An 18,053-nucleotide genomic window follows, 5' to 3' on the forward strand; every position below is an offset into this window, starting at 1 on the left:
GGCGACAGGCAAAGGAAAGATCGTGATAGAACTCGACAACGTGTCTTATGGATATGGGGGAACGGCCTTGTTTACAGGGCTGTCGCTCAAGCTGGCGCCGGGGTCGTTCCATTTTCTGACCGGCCCGTCAGGGGCTGGGAAAACCACCCTGCTGCGCTTGTGCTATGCCGATCTGCGTGCGAACAGCGGCAAGGTGCGCCTGTTTGGGCAGGATGCCGCCGCCCTGACGCGCGACGAGGTGGCAATGGCACGCCGACGGATCGGGGTCGTCCATCAGGACTGCCAGTTTCTTGATCACCTGTCGATTGCGGAAAACATCGCGCTGCCGCTGACCGTCGCCGACCGGATCGCGGATGCGCAGAACAATCTGGCCGAATTGCTGGCATGGGTCAGCCTTGGCCCGCAGGCAGGCCAGCGCCCGCCGCAGCTGTCAGGCGGTGAACGCCAGCGCGCGGCACTGGCGCGCGCCGTCATCATGTCGCCCGATGTGGTGATCGCGGATGAACCCACCGGCAATGTCGATTGGGAAATGTCCCAGCGCCTGCTTGCCCTGTTGGTCGAACTGAACCGCATGGGCAAGACGATCCTGATCGCCACGCATGATCTGGCGATGATCCGGTCGATGAAATCGGACGTGAATGCGCGTGTCCTGCGGCTCAAGGGCGGGCAGCTGGTGCAGGCGGGGGCGGATCTGTGAAGAACGTTCTTGCGCTGATTATGGGCGACCCTCTGGCCGACCGCGCGGTGCCACCTACGGGTATTTCCGCACGTCTGACGGTGTTTGTCGCGGCGGCGATGGCATTTCTGGCGGTCTTTGCGCTGGCGCTGTCGCTGACGGCGGGGCGGCTGGCCAGTGGCTGGGCCGACGATCTGGCGCAATCCGCGACGCTGCGCTTGCCTGCGGATCTGGATGAAACCAACGAGGCGTTGCGCGCCGCCGTGAACGTCTTGCAGACGACAATCGGCGTTGCCTCTGCCCGGGTGCTGGAGGCGGATGAACAGCGCGCCTTGCTCGCCCCGTGGTTCGGGCCGGATATTCCCGTGGAATCCCTGCCCGTGCCGCAGCTCATCGAGATCCTGCCTGATGAGGAGGGTTACGACGCCGAGGGCCTGCGCGCCCGCCTGCAGGCCGAGGTGCCGGGGGCCGTTCTGGACGACCATGGCGCATGGCGTGAACCCTTGCTGGCTGCCGCCCAGCGGTTGCGTCTGGTAGGGTGGAGCGTGCTGGCCTTGATCGGGGCCGTCATGGCCGCGATGATCACGCTGGCGGCACATGCGTCCCTTGCCGCGAATGCGCAGGTGATCCGCGTGTTGCGTCTGGTCGGCGCGCGGGATGCCTATATCGCGCGGGCTTTTGTGCGGCGGTTCACCCTGCGTGCGGGGCTGGGCGCGATCCTGGGTACTGTGCTGGCGCTGGTGGCGCTGCAAGGGTTGCCGCAGGCCGATGTCGCGGGGGGCAGCGGCACGCCTTTCGGATTTGTCGGGCTTGACTGGATTTGGCCGCTGGCGATTCCGCTTTTGTCGGCTATCGTGGCCTTCGCGGCGACACGGGCAGCCGCATTTCGCAGGCTGAAGGAACAGACATGAGTTACGCGATACAATGGCTGCGGTCGTTGGTGTTCAATGCGCAAATGTATGTCGCCATGCTGGTCATCGGCATCCTTTACCTGCCTGCCGCGATCTGGTCGCGCGAAGGGGCCATTGCCGCCTGTCACGCCTATTGCCGCTGGGTGCGCTGGACGGCGGGCTGGATGATCGGGCTGAAAACCGAAATCCGCGGCACGCCGCCCACGGATGAGGTGATGGTCGCGCCCAAGCACCAGTCGTTTCTGGACGTGCTGATGATTTATGGCGCCATGCCGCGCGGCAAGTTCATCTTCAAGGCGATCCTGAAATATGCCCCCGTGATCGGCCAGTTCGGTCTGCGCATCGGCTGCATTCCCGTGGATCGCGGCAAGCGTGGGCAGGCGATCAAGCAGATGGTGGCCGATGTGCAGGCCGGGCGTGCCATGCCGGGGCAGCTCATCATCTATCCGCAAGGCACGCGCATCGCGCCGGGGGTCAAGGCACCTTACAAGATCGGGACCGGTGCGCTCTATCGTGAACTGGGTCAGCCGGTTGTGCCGGTGGCCACCAATGTGGGCGTGTTCTGGCCCAAGCGCGGCGTTTACCGCCACAAAGGCACGGCAGTGTTCGAATTTCTGCCCCGGATCGAACCGGGGCTGGAGATTGCGGATTTCATGGTGCGGCTGGAGACCGAGATCGAAACCGCCTCTGACCGTCTGGCCGCAGAGGCGGGTTTCCCCTTGCGGTCGGCCTAGGCCGCCAGCCCCTTGCTGCCAAGCGCCAGGTATTTGTCGCGGCGGTCCTTGCGCAGTTTGTCGCCGGATTTGCCGGTCAGTTCGGCCAGCATGGATTTCATCGCCTCGCCCACGGCCTTGACGGCCATGGCAGGATCGCGGTGCGCGCCGCCTTTGGGTTCGGCGATGATCTTGTCGCAGACACCCAGTTCGTGCAGGTCTTTGGCGGTCAGGCGCAGGGCTTCGGCGGATTCGCGCATCTTTTCGGAATCCTTCCACAGGATCGAGGCGCAGCCTTCGGGGCTGATGACCGAATAGACCGAATGTTCCAGCATCGCGACACGGTTGGCCGAAGCAAAAGCGACAGCGCCGCCTGATCCGCCTTCACCGATGATGACGCTGATCAGCGGCACCTTCAGCGCCAGACATTTTTCCGTGGACCGGGCAATCGCCTCGGACTGGCCGCGTTCTTCGGCGCCTTTACCGGGATAGGCACCGGGGGTGTCAACCAGCGTGATGACGGGCAGGCCGAAACGGTCGGCCAGATCCATCAGGCGGATCGCCTTACGGTATCCTTCGGGGCGGGCCATGCCGAAATTGCGCGCGATGCGCGATTTGGTGTCATTGCCCTTTTCATGGCCGATGACCATGACCGGCATGTCGTTGAACCGCGCCATGCCGCCCATGACGGAATGGTCGTCGGCGAAATTGCGATCGCCGGCAAGCGGAGTGAATTCGGTGAACAAAGCCTCGATATAGTCGATGCAATGGGGGCGTTCGGGGTGGCGGGCCACCTGGCATTTGCGCCAGGGCGACAGGTTGGCATAAAGCGAGGTCAGCAATTCGCCTGCCTTCTTGTCAAGCGCTGCGGCCTCTTTGGACACATCCATCTCGGGGGTGTCCCGCGCCATCGCGCGCAATTCCTCGGCCTTTCCTTCGATTTCGGCGAGGGGTTTTTCAAAGTCGAGGTACAGGGTCATGGGTGCCGGGCCTTTTTCAACATCTGCATTTATATGGCCCATGCCGCAGGTGAAGGCAATGTGCGACGCGCCACGCTGCGGGGGTGTCGGCAGGCATTGCGAAAAATAGTGAACGTAGTTCAATTTATGGATTGTACATCGTTGGCAATCAGTTATGGATGAGCCGCGTTCAATATCTGCAGGAGAATCAGATGCGTGTTTTGGGACTTGTTGCTTTTGTTGCCTGTCTTGCCGGTGGCCCCGCCATGGCACAGGACATCAATTTTGGCGACGATAGTGGGGAGTGGGCGAATGACGGGGAATGTGATGATCCGCGCTTTATCGGGCCGGGCATGACAGAAACCGTGCTGTTGTCGTCTGATGTGCTGCGCGATGCGTCCGATTGCCGGACTTTCTTTAATGCCGGTCAGCTGACGCTGCGTGGCGTTGCGGCCGACGGGACCATCGACTTTGGCGATGACAGCAGCGAATGGGCGCGTGACGGCGAATGCGACGACATGCGCTTTGCCGGACCCGGCATGACGCTGACCCCGCTGTTGTTCGAGGATGTCATGACTGACGCCACCGATTGCCGGAATGCGTTCGACGCCGGTCTGCTGACACTGGCAGGCCAGTAACCCCTGTGCGTCAGCCCGCGATCATCTCGGACTGGCGCACGATCACCTCGGCCTGCTTGATCGAGGCGATATCGACCAGACGCCCCTTGTAGACGGTCGCCCCTTCGCCGCGCGCCTTGGCCTGTTCCATCGCGGCGAGGATCTCGCGCGCCTCTGTCACGGCGGCCTCGGACGGGGTGAACACCTCGTTGGCCAGCGCGATCTGCTTGGGGTGGATCGCCCATTTGCCGACCATGCCCAATGTGGCCGACCGGCGCGCCTGCGCGCGGTAGCCTTCGTCATCGCTGAAATCGCCAAACGGGCCGTCCACCGGCAGCACCCCATGCGTCCGGCAGGCCGCAACAATCGCGGTCTGCGCCCAGTGCCACGGGTCGGAATAATGCCGCGTGTCACCATGCAGCATATAATAGTTTTCCTGCGTCCCGCCGATGCCGGTGGTCTGCATCCCCATCGAGGCCGCGAAATCCGCAGCGCCCAGCGACATTGCCGCCATGCGCGGAGAGCTGGCGGCGATCTCTTCGACATGGGCAATACCGGCAGCCGATTCGATGATGACCTCGAAACTGATCGGCTTGGTCCGCCCCTTGGCGCGTTCGATGGCCGTCACCAGTGCATCCACAGCGTAAACATCGGCCGCGCAGCCGACCTTGGGAATCATGATCTGGTCCAGCCTGTCGCCCGCCTGTTCCAGCACATCCACGACATCGCGGTACCAATAGGGCGTGTCTAACCCGTTGATCCGCACACTGAGCGTCTTGGTGCCCCAATCGACGGTATTGATCGCCTCGATCACATTGGCCCGCGCGCTGTCTTTATCCGAGGGCGCGACACTATCTTCCAGATCAAGGTTGATGACGTCCGCCGCCGACGCTGCCATTTTCGCAAACAGCTTGGTGTTCGATCCCGGGCCGAACAACTGGCAACGGTTCGGACGGGCAGGGGGGGCAGGCTGCAGGCGGAATGACATGGCGATCCTCTGGGTAGCAAAATTGCGCAACGGGTTTTCCGTTGGGTATTATATTGCGCAGCGGGTCACAAGGGGCGTTTGCAACCGCAGCATTGCGGTTGCGCGCCTGTCATCGGTTCAGGCTCAGACGCCTGCGGTCACAATCGCCTGCGCCAGCACCGGCACGCTTTGCGCGTTCAGCCCTGCCACGTTGAACCGGCTGTCACCCACCATATAGATGCCGTTCTCCGCCCGCATCGCGGCGACCTGTTCCGGCGTCGCGCCAAGGCGGCTGAACATCCCGCGATGATGGGCAAGAAAATCGAAACGGTCGGTGTTGGTCAGGCGCTTCAATTCATCGGCCAGTTGCTGGCGCAGGCCCAGCATGGACAGGCGGGTTTCTTCCAGTTCCGTCTCCCATTCGGCACGCAAGGCGGGGTCGGTCAGGATTGTGGTAACGACCCGTGCGCCATGATCGGGCGGAAAGGAATAGTTCTGCCGGTTCAGAAAGGCGAGGTTCTGTTGCGCCAGTGCCTGCTGGTCGGCGTCCTTGGCAATCGCCATCAGCGCGCCTGTGCGTTCGCGGTAAATGCCGAAGTTCTTGGAACAGCTTGCGGCGATCAGGCAGTTGTCAAACGCAACCGCGATCTGGCGGGTGATCTGGGCGTCAGCCTCCAGCCCGTCGCCAAAGCCTTGGTAGGCGATATCGACAAACGGCACGGCGCCACGGTCCTGCATCAGCGCGATGACCTGCGCCATCTGCTCTGCCGTCAGGTTCGCGCCTGTCGGATTGTGGCAGCAGCCATGCAGCAGCACCACATCGCCTGCCTTCAGTGCGCCCAGATCGGACATCAGCCCGTCAAAATCCACGCCGCGCGTGGCGTTGTCGAAATAGCGGTATTCGGCCATTTTCATGCCAAGATATTTGATGATCGACGGATGGTTCGGCCATGTCGGGTTCGACAGCCAGACAGTGGCATTCGGTGCCGCCATGCGGATCAGTTCCAGCGCCTGCCGGATCGCCCCTGTGCCACCGGGTGTCGCAACACAGGCCACGCGGTCAGCGGACACACTGTCGCCCAGCACCAGATCGCGGATCGCGGCCCCAAAGGCGGGATCACCGGCCAGTCCCGTATAGGCCTTGGTCGTCTGATCCGCCAGAATCCGGCGTTCGGCCTCTTTCACGGCACGCATCACAGGCGTATTGCCGGTTGCATCCTTGTAGACGCCAACGCCAAGGTCGATCTTGTTGCTGCGCGGATCGGCGCGGTATTCGGCCATCAGCATCAGGATCTTGTCGGCGGGTTGCGGGTTCAGGTTGTGCAGCATCAGGCGGCTCCGGTTGCAAGTGGAAGATCGGCATACATGCCCCATTCGGACCATGACCCGTCGTATAGCGCGTGATCGGTCTTGCCGATCCGTTCAAGGGCAAGCGACAGCACAGCCGCAGTGACCCCCGACCCGCAGGTCGTGATCGCGGGCTTGTCCAGATCGACGCCCGCATCGGTGAAAACAGCACGCAGCGCAGCGGTTGGCTTCATCGTGCCATCGGCATTCAGCAAGTCCTGATAAAACACGTTGCGCGATCCCGGAATATGACCCGACCGCATGCCGGGGCGGGGCTCCGGCGTCTCGCCACGGAACCGCCCGGGCGCGCGCGCATCGATGATCGTGTGATCGCCCAGCTTGGCCGCACGCGCCACATCGGTCACATCGCGCACCATCTGCGCACGGCGCTGCACCGTCATGTGGCGGTCGCGGATCACAGGCGGGGCGGTGGTGACGGGCTTGCCTTCGGCCACCCATTTGGGCAGGCCACCATCCAGCACGGCGACGGCATCATGCCCCATCAGCCGGAACAGCCACCAGACGCGTGCGGCCGAAAACAGCCCCGCCCCGTCATAGACCACGACCTGATGACCGTCGCCCACACCCATCGCGCGCATTCGCGACATGAATTTCTCGACCGGCGGCGCCATGTGCGGCAGTTCCGAGCGCAGATCGCTGATCTCGTCGATATCAAAGAACCGCGCACCGGGAATATGGCCCGCCTGATACTCTGCCAGACCCGACCGGCCTGCATCGGGCAGATACCAACTTGCATCCAGAATGCGCAGATCGGGGTCTTTGAGATGCGCGGCCAGCCAGTCAGTGCTGACAAGCGTTTTGGGATCATCTGGCGCCGTTTTGGTCATCGCATTGCCCTTTGGTCACTTCCCCTGTCACTAGCGCGCAGGGCATATGGAAACAAGGCACCACATCTCGCGTCTTAGACCGCATCTTCTTTTTTCCAAAAATACTCCGGGGTGAGGTCCGGACATGTCCGGGCCGAGGGGCAGCGCCCCTTACTCCCCCTGCCGCAAAAGCCTTTGCTTCTGCCGGCCCCAGTCGCGGGCGGCCTCGGTCGCACGTTTGTCGTGGTTCTTCTTGCCCTTGGCCGTCGCGATCTTGAGCTTCACCAGACCGCGGTCGTTGAAATACAAAACCAGCGGCACCAGCGTCATGCCTTCGCGCTTGGTCGCATTCCAAAGCCGCGACAATTCCTTGCGGCTGACCAGCAGCTTGCGCTTGCGGCGTTCCTCATGGCTGAACATCGCGCGCTCGTAAGGCGCGATATAGGCGTTGGTCAGCCACAATTCGCCATTGTCGACCGAGGCATAGCTGTCCGCGATATTGGACTGGCCGACGCGCAGGGATTTCACCTCGGACCCGGTCAGGATGATCCCGACCTCGATATCGTCCTCGATGGCATAGTCATAGCGCGCGCGCCGGTTCTCGGCGACGACCTTGTAGTTTGTCTTTTCGGTTTTCTTGGCCATAGTCGCCTTCAGATAGGCCAAGCCGGTCACACGCACAAGGTGGGCGCGCGCCCGCACCAAGGATGGACGCCCGAAATGCCCCTGTTATCTGCCGTCCAAGCCCCCGTCACCCTGTTATCAGGCAGGTTGGGCCGGTGATCCCCGTGCTTGACAACCGCCGCGCGCGGCATGTGTTTCTGGCGCGGCACGGGCTGGCAGAGCGGCCCTCCGGTGCGGGTACGGGGGACGGTCTTGCCGCGGTGATCGACAGGCTCGGTTTCGTGCAGGTGGACAGCGTCACGACATTCGCCCGCGCGCATGATCTGATCCTGTGGTCGCGCCGCCAGCAATATCGCCCCTCTGCTCTGCAAAACCTGCTGCACCGCGACCGGCGGGTGTTCGAACACTGGACCCATGACGCGGCGGTCATTCCGATAGACAGTTTTGCGCATTGGCGCCTGCGTTTCGCGCGCGACGAGGCGCGGCTGTCGGCGCGGTCGCAGGCCACCCAGCGGGGCGACTTTCATCGCCGCATGGACATTGTGCTGCGCCAGATCGCGGATCACGGTCCTTGCACATCGGGCGATGTCGGGCCGTCCGAGACCCGTGGGTCGGGGGGCTGGTGGGACTGGCACCCGTCCAAGGCCGCGCTGGAATTTCTGTGGCGGACGGGGCGCGTGTCGGTGCTGCGACGCGACGGTTTCACCAAGGTTTACGACCTGACGGAGCGAGTGATCCCCGCCGCGCACCTGCACCACAGGCATGACCCGACCGACACGATCGACTGGTGTTGCACGGGCGCGCTGGACAGGCTGGGGTTTGCGACCAGTGGCGAGATTGCCGCCTTTTGGGCCACCGTCACCCCCGCCGAGGCGCGCGACTGGTGCGCTGCAGCATTGGCGCAAGGGCGCGTGATCGCGGTCGACGTGGCGGGTGTCGATGGCAGCCTGCGGCGCAGCTTTGCTTGGGCTGATCTTCTCGATACACCGCTGGCCGCCCCCGTGCCGCGCCTGCGGATCCTGTCGCCTTTCGATCCCGCCCTGCGCGACCGCAAAAGGGCCGAGCGCCTGTTCGGCTTCCATTACCGGATCGAGATTTTCGTCCCCGCAGCACAGCGCAAATACGGCTATTACGTTTTTCCCGTGCTGGACGGGGACAGGATCATCGGCCGGATCGATATGAAACGCACCGGTGGCGCGCTGGTGGTGCGCGCCTTCTGGCCGGAACCAGAGGTCCGCCTTGGTGCGGGGCGGTTGCGTGCGCTGGATCAGGAATTGCGCCGTGCGGCCGTGTTTGGCGGCTGTCAGGATGTGATCTACGACCCTGACTGGCTCCGACAGCCGCTGGCGTGATGTCCGCTAGCCCAGCAGACCCGCATGCACCATCGCGGCGCGCATCTTGGCCTTGGTCGCATCCGTGAGCGGGGTCAGCGGGCTGCGCACCTCGTCCGAACACAATCCCAGCAGCGACATGCCGTATTTCGCCCCCGCCACACCCGGTTCGGTAAAGATCGCCTCGTGCAATGGCATCAGACAGTCAAGTTGCGTCAGGGCCTTGGCGTAATCGCCTGCCAAGGTGCTTTCCTGAAACGCGGCACAGAGCGCTGGGGCGACGTTGGCCGTGACCGAAATGCACCCCACCCCGCCATGCGCGTTAAAGCCGAGTGCGGTGGCATCCTCGCCCGACAATTGCACGAAATCAGTGCCGCAGCGCAGCCGCTGCTTGGGCACGCGGGCCAGATCGCCGGTCGCGTCCTTGACGCCCACGATCATCGGGTGCCGTGCCAATTCGCCCATCGTGTCGGGGGTCATATCCACGGCGGACCGGCCAGGGATGTTGTAGATGATGACCGGTAGGCCGCAATCGGCGGCGGCGGTGAAATGCGCGATCAATCCGGCCTGTGTCGGCTTATTGTAATAGGGTGTCACCACAAGGGCGGCATCGGCCCCGGCATTCTTGGCGGCCTGCACCAGACGCACGGTTTCGATCGTGTTGTTCGATCCGGCACCTGCGATGACCGGAATACGGCCTGCAGCCTCCTGCACGACGATCTCGACCACCATGTCATGTTCTTCATGGGTCAGGGTCGGGCTCTCGCCGGTTGTGCCGACAGGCACCAAGCCGTGGCTGCCCTGTTCCACATGCCAGTTCACCAGCTTTTTCAGCGTCGCAACATCCACCTGACCGTTTGCGAACGGTGTGACGAGTGCGGGAATGGAACCCTTGAACATGCGACATTTCCTTGTGTGCGGGACGCTGAGTCGTCCGGTCGAAATCGCGCGGACCCTAGACGCCTTTGCGCCTGTTGCCAAGTTTGTCAGTTGCCTTGGCGCGCGGCTGGTTTACCCTGCACCAAAACAAGCAAGAGCGGTGATCCTGATGCGTCTTTCGGCACTCTGCCTTCTGTCTTTCGTTGTTGCTGCGCCCGTTGCGGCGCAGCGGGCCGACCAGACTGCCGTGGCGGCCGTCGCGGTGGCGGGCGACGACTGGGAAGCCGCTTACCTGCTGGCGACAAATGCCGATCCGGTCGCACGCGACGTGCTGACTTGGCTGCGCCTGCGCGCGGGCGAGGCTGAATTCGCCGACTACCTGTCCTTTGTCGCCGCCCGCCCCGACTGGCCGGGGCTGACCCAGCTGCGCCGCGCGGCCGAAGCGGTGATCCCCCCTGAGACTGACCCGCAGACCGTCATTGCGTGGTTCGACGCCGCACCCCCCGCAACAGGCGCAGGTGTCGTCCGGTTGGTCGCGGCCCTGACTGCCGCAGGGCAGGCCGAGGCGGCTGAGACCGCCTTGCGCGAGGCTTGGCTGACGCTGGGGCTGGACGAAGACGGCCATGCCGTGATGATGGCCAGTTTCGCAGACAGGCTCGCCCCTTGGCACGCCGCCCGCGCCGATGCGCTGCTTTGGCGCGGGCGCACCAGCGATGCCGCGCGCCTGCTGCCGGTCCTGCCCGAGGATCAACGCGCCCTGACCGCCGCGCGCATCGGCTATGCCAATGGCACCGACAACATGCTGCCCCTGTTCAATGCCGTGCCAGCGGCGCTGCGCGACAATCCCGGCCTGATTTATGCCCGCTATAGCTGGCTGGCCGCGCGCGGCGACTGGACCGACGCGACCGAGGTACTGCGCGCGCAATCGACCAGTGCGGCAGCCTTGCAGGAGCCGTTCCGCTGGTCGGGCTACCGGCAGGTGCTGGCGCGCTGGCACATGCGCGAAGGCCGTGCCGATCTGGCTTACGCGTTGGCGGCGAACCATTTCCTGACCGAAGGCGAGGCTTTTGCCGATCTCGAATGGCTCGCAGGCTATATCGCGCTGATCTATCAGGGTGATCCGGTGCAGGCGCTGACGCATTTCGAAACGGCGGCGGCGCGTGTGTCGGGCCCGATTTCGGTGGCGCGAATGAATTACTGGATCGGGCGCGCGCAGGATGTGAAGGGCAATACTGACCTTGCCGTTGCTGCCTATGCGCGCGCGGCAGCGCATCAGACGACCTTCTACGGCCTTTTGGCATCAGAACGGATCAACCGGCCGCTGGATGCGGCCCTGATCGGGGAGGATGTCGCGTGGCAAGGCGAGCCCGTGTTCGAGGATGACCTGACCCGCGCCGCGCTGATCCTGCTGGAGGGTGGCGAACGCGGGGCTGCCGTGACCTTCTTTGCCGCCCTCGGCGAACGGCTGGAGCCTGACGCCTTGCGCGCGCTGGGAGCTTATCTTTCGTCCATTGGCGAGGATTATTATACCCTGTTGCTGGGCAAGACCGCTGCGGCGCGTGGCGCTGTTTTGCCGGAAATCTATTACCCTGTGCATGATCTGGCGCGGATGGACCTGCCGGTTGATCCGGCCCTTGCCCTGTCGATTGCGCGGCGCGAAAGCGAATTCAACATCGGGATCGCGAGCCCTGTGGGCGCGCTGGGCCTGATGCAGGTCATGCCCGCCACGGCGGAAGAGGTCGCAGGCTGGCTGAACCTGCCCTACTCGCGCGCACGCCTGACCAGCGACTGGCAGTATAATGCGACGCTGGGCGCGGCCTATCTGGCCTATCTACAGGATGAATTCGGCCCCAGCCCGGTGATGATCGCCGCAGGTTATAACGCAGGCCCAAGCCGCCCGCAGGCCTGGATGCGTGAACGCGGCGACCCGCGCTTGCGGCAGATGGATGTGGTCGACTGGATCGAACATATCCCCTTTGTCGAGACCCGCAATTACGTGCAGCGCGTCACCGAAAGCCTGCCGGTCTATCAGGCGCGGCTGAGCGGGCAAGCGGGGCCGGTGCAGTTTACGGCGCTGCTGATCGGGCAGAAACCGGTCTTGCGTCCGGTGGCGCGGCCGGTGCGGGATTAAACAACTTTCTAGCCTCCGGCGGGGATATTTTTACTCTAACGATGAGGCCTTCTGGCGGGCACGCCACAACGTAAACAGCCCCGCACCCACGACGATGGCGGCACCGATGGCGACGTTGGGACGGATCGTTTCGCCCATCAGGCCGACCCCGATGATGCTGGCGAACACCAGTTGCAGATAGGCAAAAGGCTGGACCGCACTCGCTTCGGCGACCTCGTAGACCTTGATCAGCAGCCAGTGCGCCGCCGCACCCGTAATGCAGAGCGTGATCATCCAGCGCCAGTCGGATGCGCTCATCGGTTCCCAGAACCAGACGCCGACCACGGTCATCACCACCGCCCCCGATGTGCCGGTCCAGAAGAACGAGGTCGTGGTATTGTCCTGCCGCGCCGCATAGCGCGTCAAAAGCCCGTAAAGCGCGAACATGAAGGCCGAAGCCAGCGGGATCGCGGCGGCGGGCGAGAACACGGCAAAGCCCGGTTGCAGGATCACCAGCACGCCAATGAAACCGATCCCGATCGCGGCCCAGCGCCGCCAGCCCACGCTTTCGCCCAGCACGGGGCCGGACAGCGCCGCGATCAGCAGCGGATAGCAGGCAAAGATCGCGTGGCTCTCCACCAGTCCCAGATAGACGAAGGCCGTGACCATCACGCAGATTTCCAGCGCGAGCAGTGTGCCGCGCGCGATTTGCAGGACCGGCTGTTTCGTGCGTGCCGCCGCGCGGATCGACCCCGATTGCCGCCGTGCGATGGCGATGACGAAAGCGGCGAAAAACCAGTAGCGGATCATCACGATCATCACCACATTGTTGTTCGCGGCCAGATGCTGCGAAATCCCGTCCTGGATCGCAAAGATGAAGGTCGTGAGGATCATCAGCATGATCCCGAGCCTCGTATTAGTCTGCATCTGGCATCCTTGCGCGGGTCATGTGCCGCTTGCGCCCATATCCGGGGTGGCGGGTGACGGTGAAGCCTGCCTCGGCCAATGCGCGCCGGATATGACCCGCCGCGCTATAGGTTGCGGCTGTCCCGCCTGCGCGCGTATGCGCCGCGACCGCCTGCAGCAGCGCAGGTTCCCACAATTCGGGGTTCTTGGCGGGGGAAAAGCCGTCGAGATACCAGATATCGGCCAACCCTTGCCAGCCGGGCAGCGTCCGGCGCGCATCGCCGATGATGACCTGCAGCGTCAGCCCGTCCTCCAGCGCTATCCGCCCCGCGTCCGGCGTCCATGCCGCCAGCAAGCGCGCGGCATAGCCGGCAAGTGTCGGGAAATGCGCAAGCGCTGTCGCCATATCCGCCGGTGCCATCGGGAAGGCCTCGAACGAGGTGAAATCCAGCGCACCGGGCCTGCCCGCCTGCACCCATGCGTCCCATGTGACCAGCAGGTTCAGCCCCGTGCCAAAGCCCAGTTCGGCAATCCGCAGATCCCCGCCGAACCGCGCAGGCAGGTCGTTGCCATCCAGAAACACATGCCGCGTTTCCGCCAATCCGTCATCGAGCGAGAAATACGGGTCGTCGAAATCGCGCGCGATCGGCACCCCGCCGCGCCAATCGAGTTTTGCTGTCTGGTCTGTCATGCCGGTCTGCCCTAGGTCAGAGGCATCTTTGGGGCGAAGGGCACGGAATGGCAATTGCTGATATCACGGTGATGGGGGCGGGGGTGTTCGGCCTGTCGGTGGCTTTTGCCTGCGCGCAGCGCGGGGCCAAGGTGCAGGTGATCGACCCTGCCGGTGTGGCGGCGGGGGCCAGCGGGGGACTCGTCGGTGCGCTGGCCCCGCATGTGCCCGAACACTGGAATGACAAGAAGGCGTTTCAATTCGACAGCCTGATCATGGCGGAACAGTTCTGGGCGGATGTCGCAGCATTGACCGGGGCCGAAACCGGCTATGCCCGCACGGGACGCTTGCAGCCCTTGGCGGATGAAAACGCTGTGGCGCTGGCGCGTGCGCGCGCCTTATCTGCCGCGCAACTGTGGCAGGGGCTTGCGACGTGGCAGGTCGAACCTGTCACCGATACGCCTTGGATGCCGCCGTCACCCAGCGGGTATGTCGTGCGCGACACGCTATCCGCGCTGGTGCATCCCCGCCGTGCGACGCGCGCCTTGGCGGATGCCGTCACAGCCTTGGGCGGCAGTATCCGATCCCAAGGCGCACCAGAGGGCAAGGTCGTCTGGGCCACCGGCTGGGCAGGCATGACCGAGATCGGCGGCAATGGTGTCAAAGGGCAGGCGGCCTTGCTGCGCTATGATGCGGCAGGCAGCCCGCAACTCTTCGCCGACGCGCTGCACATTATCCCGCATCTGGATGGCACCGTCGCCATCGGGTCCACCTCGGAGCGTGATTTTACCGATCCCTACAGCACTGATGCCGCGCTTGATGACGTGATCGCGCGCGCAATCGCCGCCTTTCCGGTGCTGCAAGGCGCGCAAATCATCTCCCGCTGGGCCGGTGTGCGCCCCCGCGCCCCCAGCCGCGCGCCGGTTCTGGGCCATCACCCGACGTGGGCGGGGGAGTATATCGCCAATGGCGGTTTCAAGATCGGTTTCGGCATGGCGCCCAAGGTCGGGCAGGTCATGGCCGATCTGCTGCTGGAAGATAGAGACGCGATACCCGACGGATTTCGCCCAACTCCTCCCATCGTTCGAGCCTAAATATCCCCGCCGGAGGCATAAAAGTTTTTCAAAGCGGCATATGCCGGTTTACGTCCTTGTAAAGCAGATACCGGAACGGCCCCGGCCCGCCCGCATAACAGGCCTGCGGACAAAAGGCGCGCAGCCACATGAAATCACCCGCCTCGACCTCGACCCAATCCTGATTGAGCCGGTAAACCGCCTTGCCTTCCAGCACGTAGAGCCCGTGTTCCATCACATGGGTTTCAGCAAAGGGGATCACGCCGCCCGGCTGGAAGGTCACGATATTGACATGCATGTCGTGGCGCATGTCGGCGGGGTCCACGAAACGTGTCGTGGCCCATGCGCCGTTCGTGTCAGGCATGGCGATGGTGGTTGCCTCTGTCTCGTCGGTCACGAAAGCCTCGGGTGCCGCAATGCCATCGACCGCGCGATAGGTCTTTCGCACCCAGTGGAACGTCGCGGGTGCATCGGTGCCGTTGCGCACCTGCCAGTCGCAGCCTGCGGGCAGATAGGCATAGCTGCCGGGGCGCATCGCATGATCGGTGCCAGCGATGGTCAGGGTGAAACCGCCCTTCACGACAAAGATCACGCCTTGCGCGCCCTTGTCAGTTTCAGCCCGCGCGCTGCCGCCACCGGCGGCGACCTCCATGATATACTGACTGAAGGTTTCCGCGAACCCCGACAAAGGCCGCGCCAGCACCCAGGCGCGGGTCTTGTCCCAGAACGGCAGGTTGCTGGTGACGATATCGGTCATTACCCCCTTGGGGATCACTGCATAGGCGGTGGTGAACACGGCTCGACCTGTCAGCAGGTCGGTTTGCGGGGGCAGGCCGCCAGTGGGGGCATAGTAATTGGTCATGGCATGGTCCGTTTCAAAAAGCGGCAAGCGTGATCCCCGCCTGCGTCAGGTGATCGCGCAAGCCGCGCGCGATGGCAACAGCGCCCGGCGTGTCGCCATGCAGGCAGATCGTGTCGATACGGCAGGGCAGGTGCTTGCCGCTCTCCGCAATGATCGCCCCCGCCTGCAACATCGCAAGGATGCGCGGCCCGACCGCTGCCGCATCATGCAGCACCGCCCCCGGCAGACGGCGATCGACCAGCGTGGCATCGTCGTTATAGGCGCGATCAGCGAAAATCTCGCCCGCCCAATGACACCCCAGATCGCGCACGGCACTTTCCTGCGCGGTCGCGGCCAGCACCATGATCACCAGATCGGGATCAACGTCGAGTGCAGCCTGATAACACGCCTTTGCCAGCTCCGCATCGACCGAGGCCATATTGGCCAGCGCCCCGTGCAGTTTCAGATGCCGGATGCGCCCGCCCGCGCGGCGCGCCATCGCCTGTGCTGCACCCAACTGATAGGCGACAGCATTGGCGATTTCCTCGGCGGGGATCGGCAGATTGCGCCGCCCGAAGCCTTTGAGATCGGCAAATCCCGGATGCGCGCCCAGTCCCACGCCGCGCGCGACGGCCTGCCGCATCGTGCGGTCCATCACATCGGGGTCGCCCGCGTGAAACCCGCAAGCCACATTGGCCGAGGTGATGACATCCAGCAAAGCTGCATCATCCCCCATCGTCCAGGGGCCAAAGCTTTCGCCCATGTCGGCGTTCAGATCAACCTTGAGTGTCATCGTCGTCCCGTTCCAGATCGTCGCCCGCGGTCACCCCGCTGACCAGTTGGTAGCCCAAGAGATCGGCGATGTCATGCGGATCGCGGATCAGGGGGCGGCAGGCTTGCCGCAAGGCGCGCAACAATGCGGCATCGGATTGCGCGGTCGCATCGGCCTGCGCAAGTTCCATCATCGTGAATTGCAGCGCGGTGCCGGAGGCGGTCTGCGCCACGCGCGGCAGATCGGCGGGGATGACGGTGCCGATGCGCGGATAGCCTCCGATGGTCTGGCATTCCGCCAGCAGCACATAAGGCACGCCATCGCCGGTCAGTTGCACATCACCCGCCACGATCAGGTCGGATGTGATGCTCAGCCCGCTGGCCGCCCCGAAGGGTGCGCCGTCGTGATCGAGCCGCACGCCTTGCCGGTTGCCGCGCGGATCGCGGCGAAAGGACGTGGACAGGAACCGCGCTACCGTGGCTTTGTCGAACAAGTCTGTCTGCGGGCCGGGCATCAGGCGGATCAGGCCGCCGCTGCACCTGTCGGCGATGTCCAACCGTCGGGGCGGCATGTCCGGCGTAGGATCTGCGCCCAAGGGCAGGCTGTCGCCCGCCACCAGCACGCGGCCCAGCCCAGCGGTCAGATGCGCGGCACGGCTATCCATGACAGGCGGGGTCGCGATGCCGCCGACAAAGCCAAGATAGCCGTAAACCCCCGCCCGCGCGCCGCCGATGGTCAGTCTGGCACCCGCCGCCAACAAGCGGCTGGTGTAGGGCGGCACCGGCACGCCGTCGATGTCGGCCTGCATCAGCGCGCCGGTCAGGGCGATGCGCACCGGCTGGTCGGCGCTGAACACCCCGCCGAACCCCGCCATTTCAAGAACCGCCAGTCCTGTGTCGTGATCCAGCAATGCCGCCGCTTCCAGCAGCGCCAGCCTGTCGGCGGCACCTCCGCGGGACAGGCCCTGCGCGGTCCAGCCGGGGCGGCCAAGGTCCTGCACGGTGACACCGGGACCAGCGCTATGGATGGTCAGCACCGGCATCAGCGCAACACCTCGCAGGTTGCGCCGCCGTTGCTGTCGGCATTGGCCTGCAGGTCACGCAGGGTATCGTCGGACACCGCCACGACCTGCACTGCATCGCCCGGGTCCAGCGCAAAGGGTCTGTCGCTGTCAGGCCGCCAGACTGCAAAGGCGCTTTGCCCGATCTGCCGCCAGCCTGTCGGGGTATCGGCGGCAAAAACGATCAGCTGGCGCACTGCCGTCACCAGCGCGCCGCGCGGCACCTTCGGTGTCAGCTCGGACTGACGCGGGATGTCCCAATGCGGCGGCATCATCCCCAGATAGGGCTGGCCGGGAGCAAAGCCGATCGCCAGAACGCGCAAGCGTTGCGCTGTGATCTCGGCCACCGCCTGATCGGGGGTCAGCCCTGCAAGCTTTGCCGCCTCGGCCAGTTGCGGGGCGTGGTCGGGGCCAAAAGCCACCGGAATACGCCAGAGCCGGCGAGGCGAAGGTTCGGCATCATCCACCCCCGCCAGCAGGTCGCTCAACGCACGGGTCAGGCTTTCGCGGTCGGTTTTGGCCGGATCGAACCCGACCCGCACCGATGTCAGCGATGGGGCCACCTCGGTCACGCCGGACAGACGGGCGTCGATGACCGCATCGCAAAAAGCATGGGCCGCGCCATTGGCCTGCGGTGACAGCACGCGCGAGAACCGCACCAGAACACCATCGACCCCAAGCGGGCAAATGGCCACGTCGCGGGCCGCGTCTATGGTCGCGATGTCAGGCAAATGGCGGCTCCTGTGAATGGCAGCCCATGTTAGCCATGG

19 protein-coding genes are annotated in these 18,053 nt (G+C 64.3%); 7 read left to right on the forward strand and 12 right to left on the reverse strand.

Annotated features, from left to right (window positions below):
• Positions 1 to 22: 22 nt before the first annotated feature.
• The 3 genes from VCK47_RS13845 to VCK47_RS13855 are packed head-to-tail and all read left to right on the forward strand — an operon-like array spanning position 23 to position 2,321.
• On the forward strand, positions 23 to 697 hold the full coding sequence (locus VCK47_RS13845; protein WP_322890291.1) for a cell division ATP-binding protein FtsE: 675 nt from the start codon (positions 23 to 25) through the stop codon (positions 695 to 697).
• Complete coding sequence (locus VCK47_RS13850) at positions 694 to 1,587, forward strand: cell division protein FtsX (RefSeq protein WP_322890290.1); 894 nt, start codon at positions 694 to 696, stop codon at positions 1,585 to 1,587. The genes VCK47_RS13845 and VCK47_RS13850 overlap by 4 nt, the downstream gene beginning before the upstream one ends.
• Complete coding sequence (locus VCK47_RS13855) at positions 1,584 to 2,321, forward strand: lysophospholipid acyltransferase family protein (protein WP_322890289.1); 738 nt, start codon at positions 1,584 to 1,586, stop codon at positions 2,319 to 2,321. Before VCK47_RS13850 ends, VCK47_RS13855 begins: the two co-directional genes overlap by 4 nt.
• Here VCK47_RS13855 and VCK47_RS13860 read toward each other — a convergent pair.
• Positions 2,318 to 3,280 (reverse strand): acetyl-CoA carboxylase carboxyltransferase subunit alpha, encoded by a 963-nt coding sequence (locus VCK47_RS13860; RefSeq protein ID WP_322890288.1) that lies wholly within the window; start codon positions 3,278 to 3,280, stop codon positions 2,318 to 2,320. The genes VCK47_RS13855 and VCK47_RS13860 overlap by 4 nt on opposite strands.
• 191 nt (positions 3,281 to 3,471) lie before the next feature.
• Between VCK47_RS13860 and VCK47_RS13865 the strand changes: the two genes are divergently transcribed.
• Positions 3,472 to 3,897, forward strand: coding sequence for a hypothetical protein (locus VCK47_RS13865; RefSeq protein ID WP_322890287.1), 426 nt, complete (start codon positions 3,472 to 3,474; stop codon positions 3,895 to 3,897).
• 10 nt (positions 3,898 to 3,907) lie between these two features.
• Here VCK47_RS13865 and VCK47_RS13870 read toward each other — a convergent pair whose 3' ends face one another.
• The 4 genes from VCK47_RS13870 to smpB all read right to left on the reverse strand — a co-directional run bounded on the left by VCK47_RS13870 (position 3,908) and on the right by smpB (position 7,662).
• Positions 3,908 to 4,864: an L-malyl-CoA/beta-methylmalyl-CoA lyase gene (locus VCK47_RS13870; RefSeq protein WP_322890286.1), complete on the reverse strand. Its 957-nt coding sequence runs from the start codon at positions 4,862 to 4,864 to the stop codon at positions 3,908 to 3,910.
• A 123-nt stretch (positions 4,865 to 4,987) separates the two neighbouring features.
• Positions 4,988 to 6,172 (reverse strand): amino acid aminotransferase, encoded by a 1,185-nt coding sequence (locus tag VCK47_RS13875; protein WP_322890285.1) that lies wholly within the window; start codon positions 6,170 to 6,172, stop codon positions 4,988 to 4,990.
• Positions 6,172 to 7,038: a 3-mercaptopyruvate sulfurtransferase gene (gene sseA / locus VCK47_RS13880; RefSeq protein ID WP_322890284.1), complete on the reverse strand. Its 867-nt coding sequence runs from the start codon at positions 7,036 to 7,038 to the stop codon at positions 6,172 to 6,174. The genes VCK47_RS13875 and sseA overlap by 1 nt, the downstream gene beginning before the upstream one ends.
• 150 nt (positions 7,039 to 7,188) lie before the next feature.
• Positions 7,189 to 7,662, reverse strand: coding sequence for an SsrA-binding protein SmpB (smpB, locus tag VCK47_RS13885; protein WP_322890283.1), 474 nt, complete (start codon positions 7,660 to 7,662; stop codon positions 7,189 to 7,191).
• Between the two features lie 134 nt (positions 7,663 to 7,796).
• Between smpB and VCK47_RS13890 the strand changes: the two genes are divergently transcribed.
• Positions 7,797 to 8,993, forward strand: a complete 1,197-nt coding sequence (locus VCK47_RS13890; RefSeq protein WP_322890282.1) for a winged helix-turn-helix domain-containing protein — start codon at positions 7,797 to 7,799, stop codon at positions 8,991 to 8,993.
• Positions 8,994 to 8,999: 6 nt separating this feature from the next.
• On the opposite strand, the gene dapA is transcribed toward VCK47_RS13890, so the two are convergent.
• Positions 9,000 to 9,872 (reverse strand): 4-hydroxy-tetrahydrodipicolinate synthase, encoded by an 873-nt coding sequence (gene dapA, locus VCK47_RS13895; protein WP_322890281.1) that lies wholly within the window; start codon positions 9,870 to 9,872, stop codon positions 9,000 to 9,002.
• On the opposite strand from dapA, the gene VCK47_RS13900 reads away from it, so the two are divergent.
• Positions 9,871 to 11,982, forward strand: coding sequence for a lytic transglycosylase domain-containing protein (locus tag VCK47_RS13900; RefSeq protein WP_322890280.1), 2,112 nt, complete (start codon positions 9,871 to 9,873; stop codon positions 11,980 to 11,982). The genes dapA and VCK47_RS13900 overlap by 2 nt on opposite strands.
• A 30-nt stretch (positions 11,983 to 12,012) precedes the next feature.
• On the opposite strand, the gene VCK47_RS13905 is transcribed toward VCK47_RS13900, so the two are convergent.
• Both VCK47_RS13905 and mnmD read right to left on the reverse strand, forming a co-directional pair.
• Positions 12,013 to 12,888, reverse strand: coding sequence for a DMT family transporter (locus VCK47_RS13905; RefSeq protein ID WP_322890279.1), 876 nt, complete (start codon positions 12,886 to 12,888; stop codon positions 12,013 to 12,015).
• Complete coding sequence (gene mnmD / locus VCK47_RS13910) at positions 12,878 to 13,558, reverse strand: tRNA (5-methylaminomethyl-2-thiouridine)(34)-methyltransferase MnmD (protein ID WP_322890278.1); 681 nt, start codon at positions 13,556 to 13,558, stop codon at positions 12,878 to 12,880. The genes VCK47_RS13905 and mnmD overlap by 11 nt, the downstream gene beginning before the upstream one ends.
• Positions 13,559 to 13,605: 47 nt before the next feature.
• On the opposite strand from mnmD, the gene VCK47_RS13915 reads away from it, so the two are divergent.
• Positions 13,606 to 14,631 carry an NAD(P)/FAD-dependent oxidoreductase gene (locus tag VCK47_RS13915; protein WP_322890277.1) on the forward strand — a complete coding sequence of 342 codons (1,026 nt, stop codon included), beginning with the start codon at positions 13,606 to 13,608 and terminating at the stop codon, positions 14,629 to 14,631.
• A gap of 28 nt (positions 14,632 to 14,659) precedes the next feature.
• Here VCK47_RS13915 and VCK47_RS13920 read toward each other — a convergent pair whose 3' ends face one another.
• The 4 genes from VCK47_RS13920 to VCK47_RS13935 are packed head-to-tail and all read right to left on the reverse strand — an operon-like array spanning position 14,660 to position 18,014.
• A complete protein-coding gene (locus tag VCK47_RS13920; protein WP_322890276.1) occupies positions 14,660 to 15,472 on the reverse strand; it encodes a bifunctional allantoicase/(S)-ureidoglycine aminohydrolase in 813 nt (270 codons plus the stop codon).
• 13 nt (positions 15,473 to 15,485) lie between these two features.
• A complete protein-coding gene (locus tag VCK47_RS13925; RefSeq protein ID WP_322890275.1) occupies positions 15,486 to 16,244 on the reverse strand; it encodes a 5-oxoprolinase subunit PxpA in 759 nt (252 codons plus the stop codon).
• Positions 16,228 to 17,265: a biotin-dependent carboxyltransferase family protein gene (locus VCK47_RS13930; RefSeq protein ID WP_322890274.1), complete on the reverse strand. Its 1,038-nt coding sequence runs from the start codon at positions 17,263 to 17,265 to the stop codon at positions 16,228 to 16,230. Before VCK47_RS13930 ends, VCK47_RS13925 begins: the two co-directional genes overlap by 17 nt.
• Positions 17,265 to 18,014 (reverse strand): allophanate hydrolase subunit 1, encoded by a 750-nt coding sequence (locus VCK47_RS13935; protein ID WP_322890273.1) that lies wholly within the window; start codon positions 18,012 to 18,014, stop codon positions 17,265 to 17,267. The genes VCK47_RS13930 and VCK47_RS13935 overlap by 1 nt, the downstream gene beginning before the upstream one ends.
• Positions 18,015 to 18,053 lie beyond the last annotated feature (39 nt).

It is taken from the genome of Yoonia sp. 72 (assembly GCF_034652275.1).
GTDB lineage: Bacteria > Pseudomonadota > Alphaproteobacteria > Rhodobacterales > Rhodobacteraceae > Yoonia.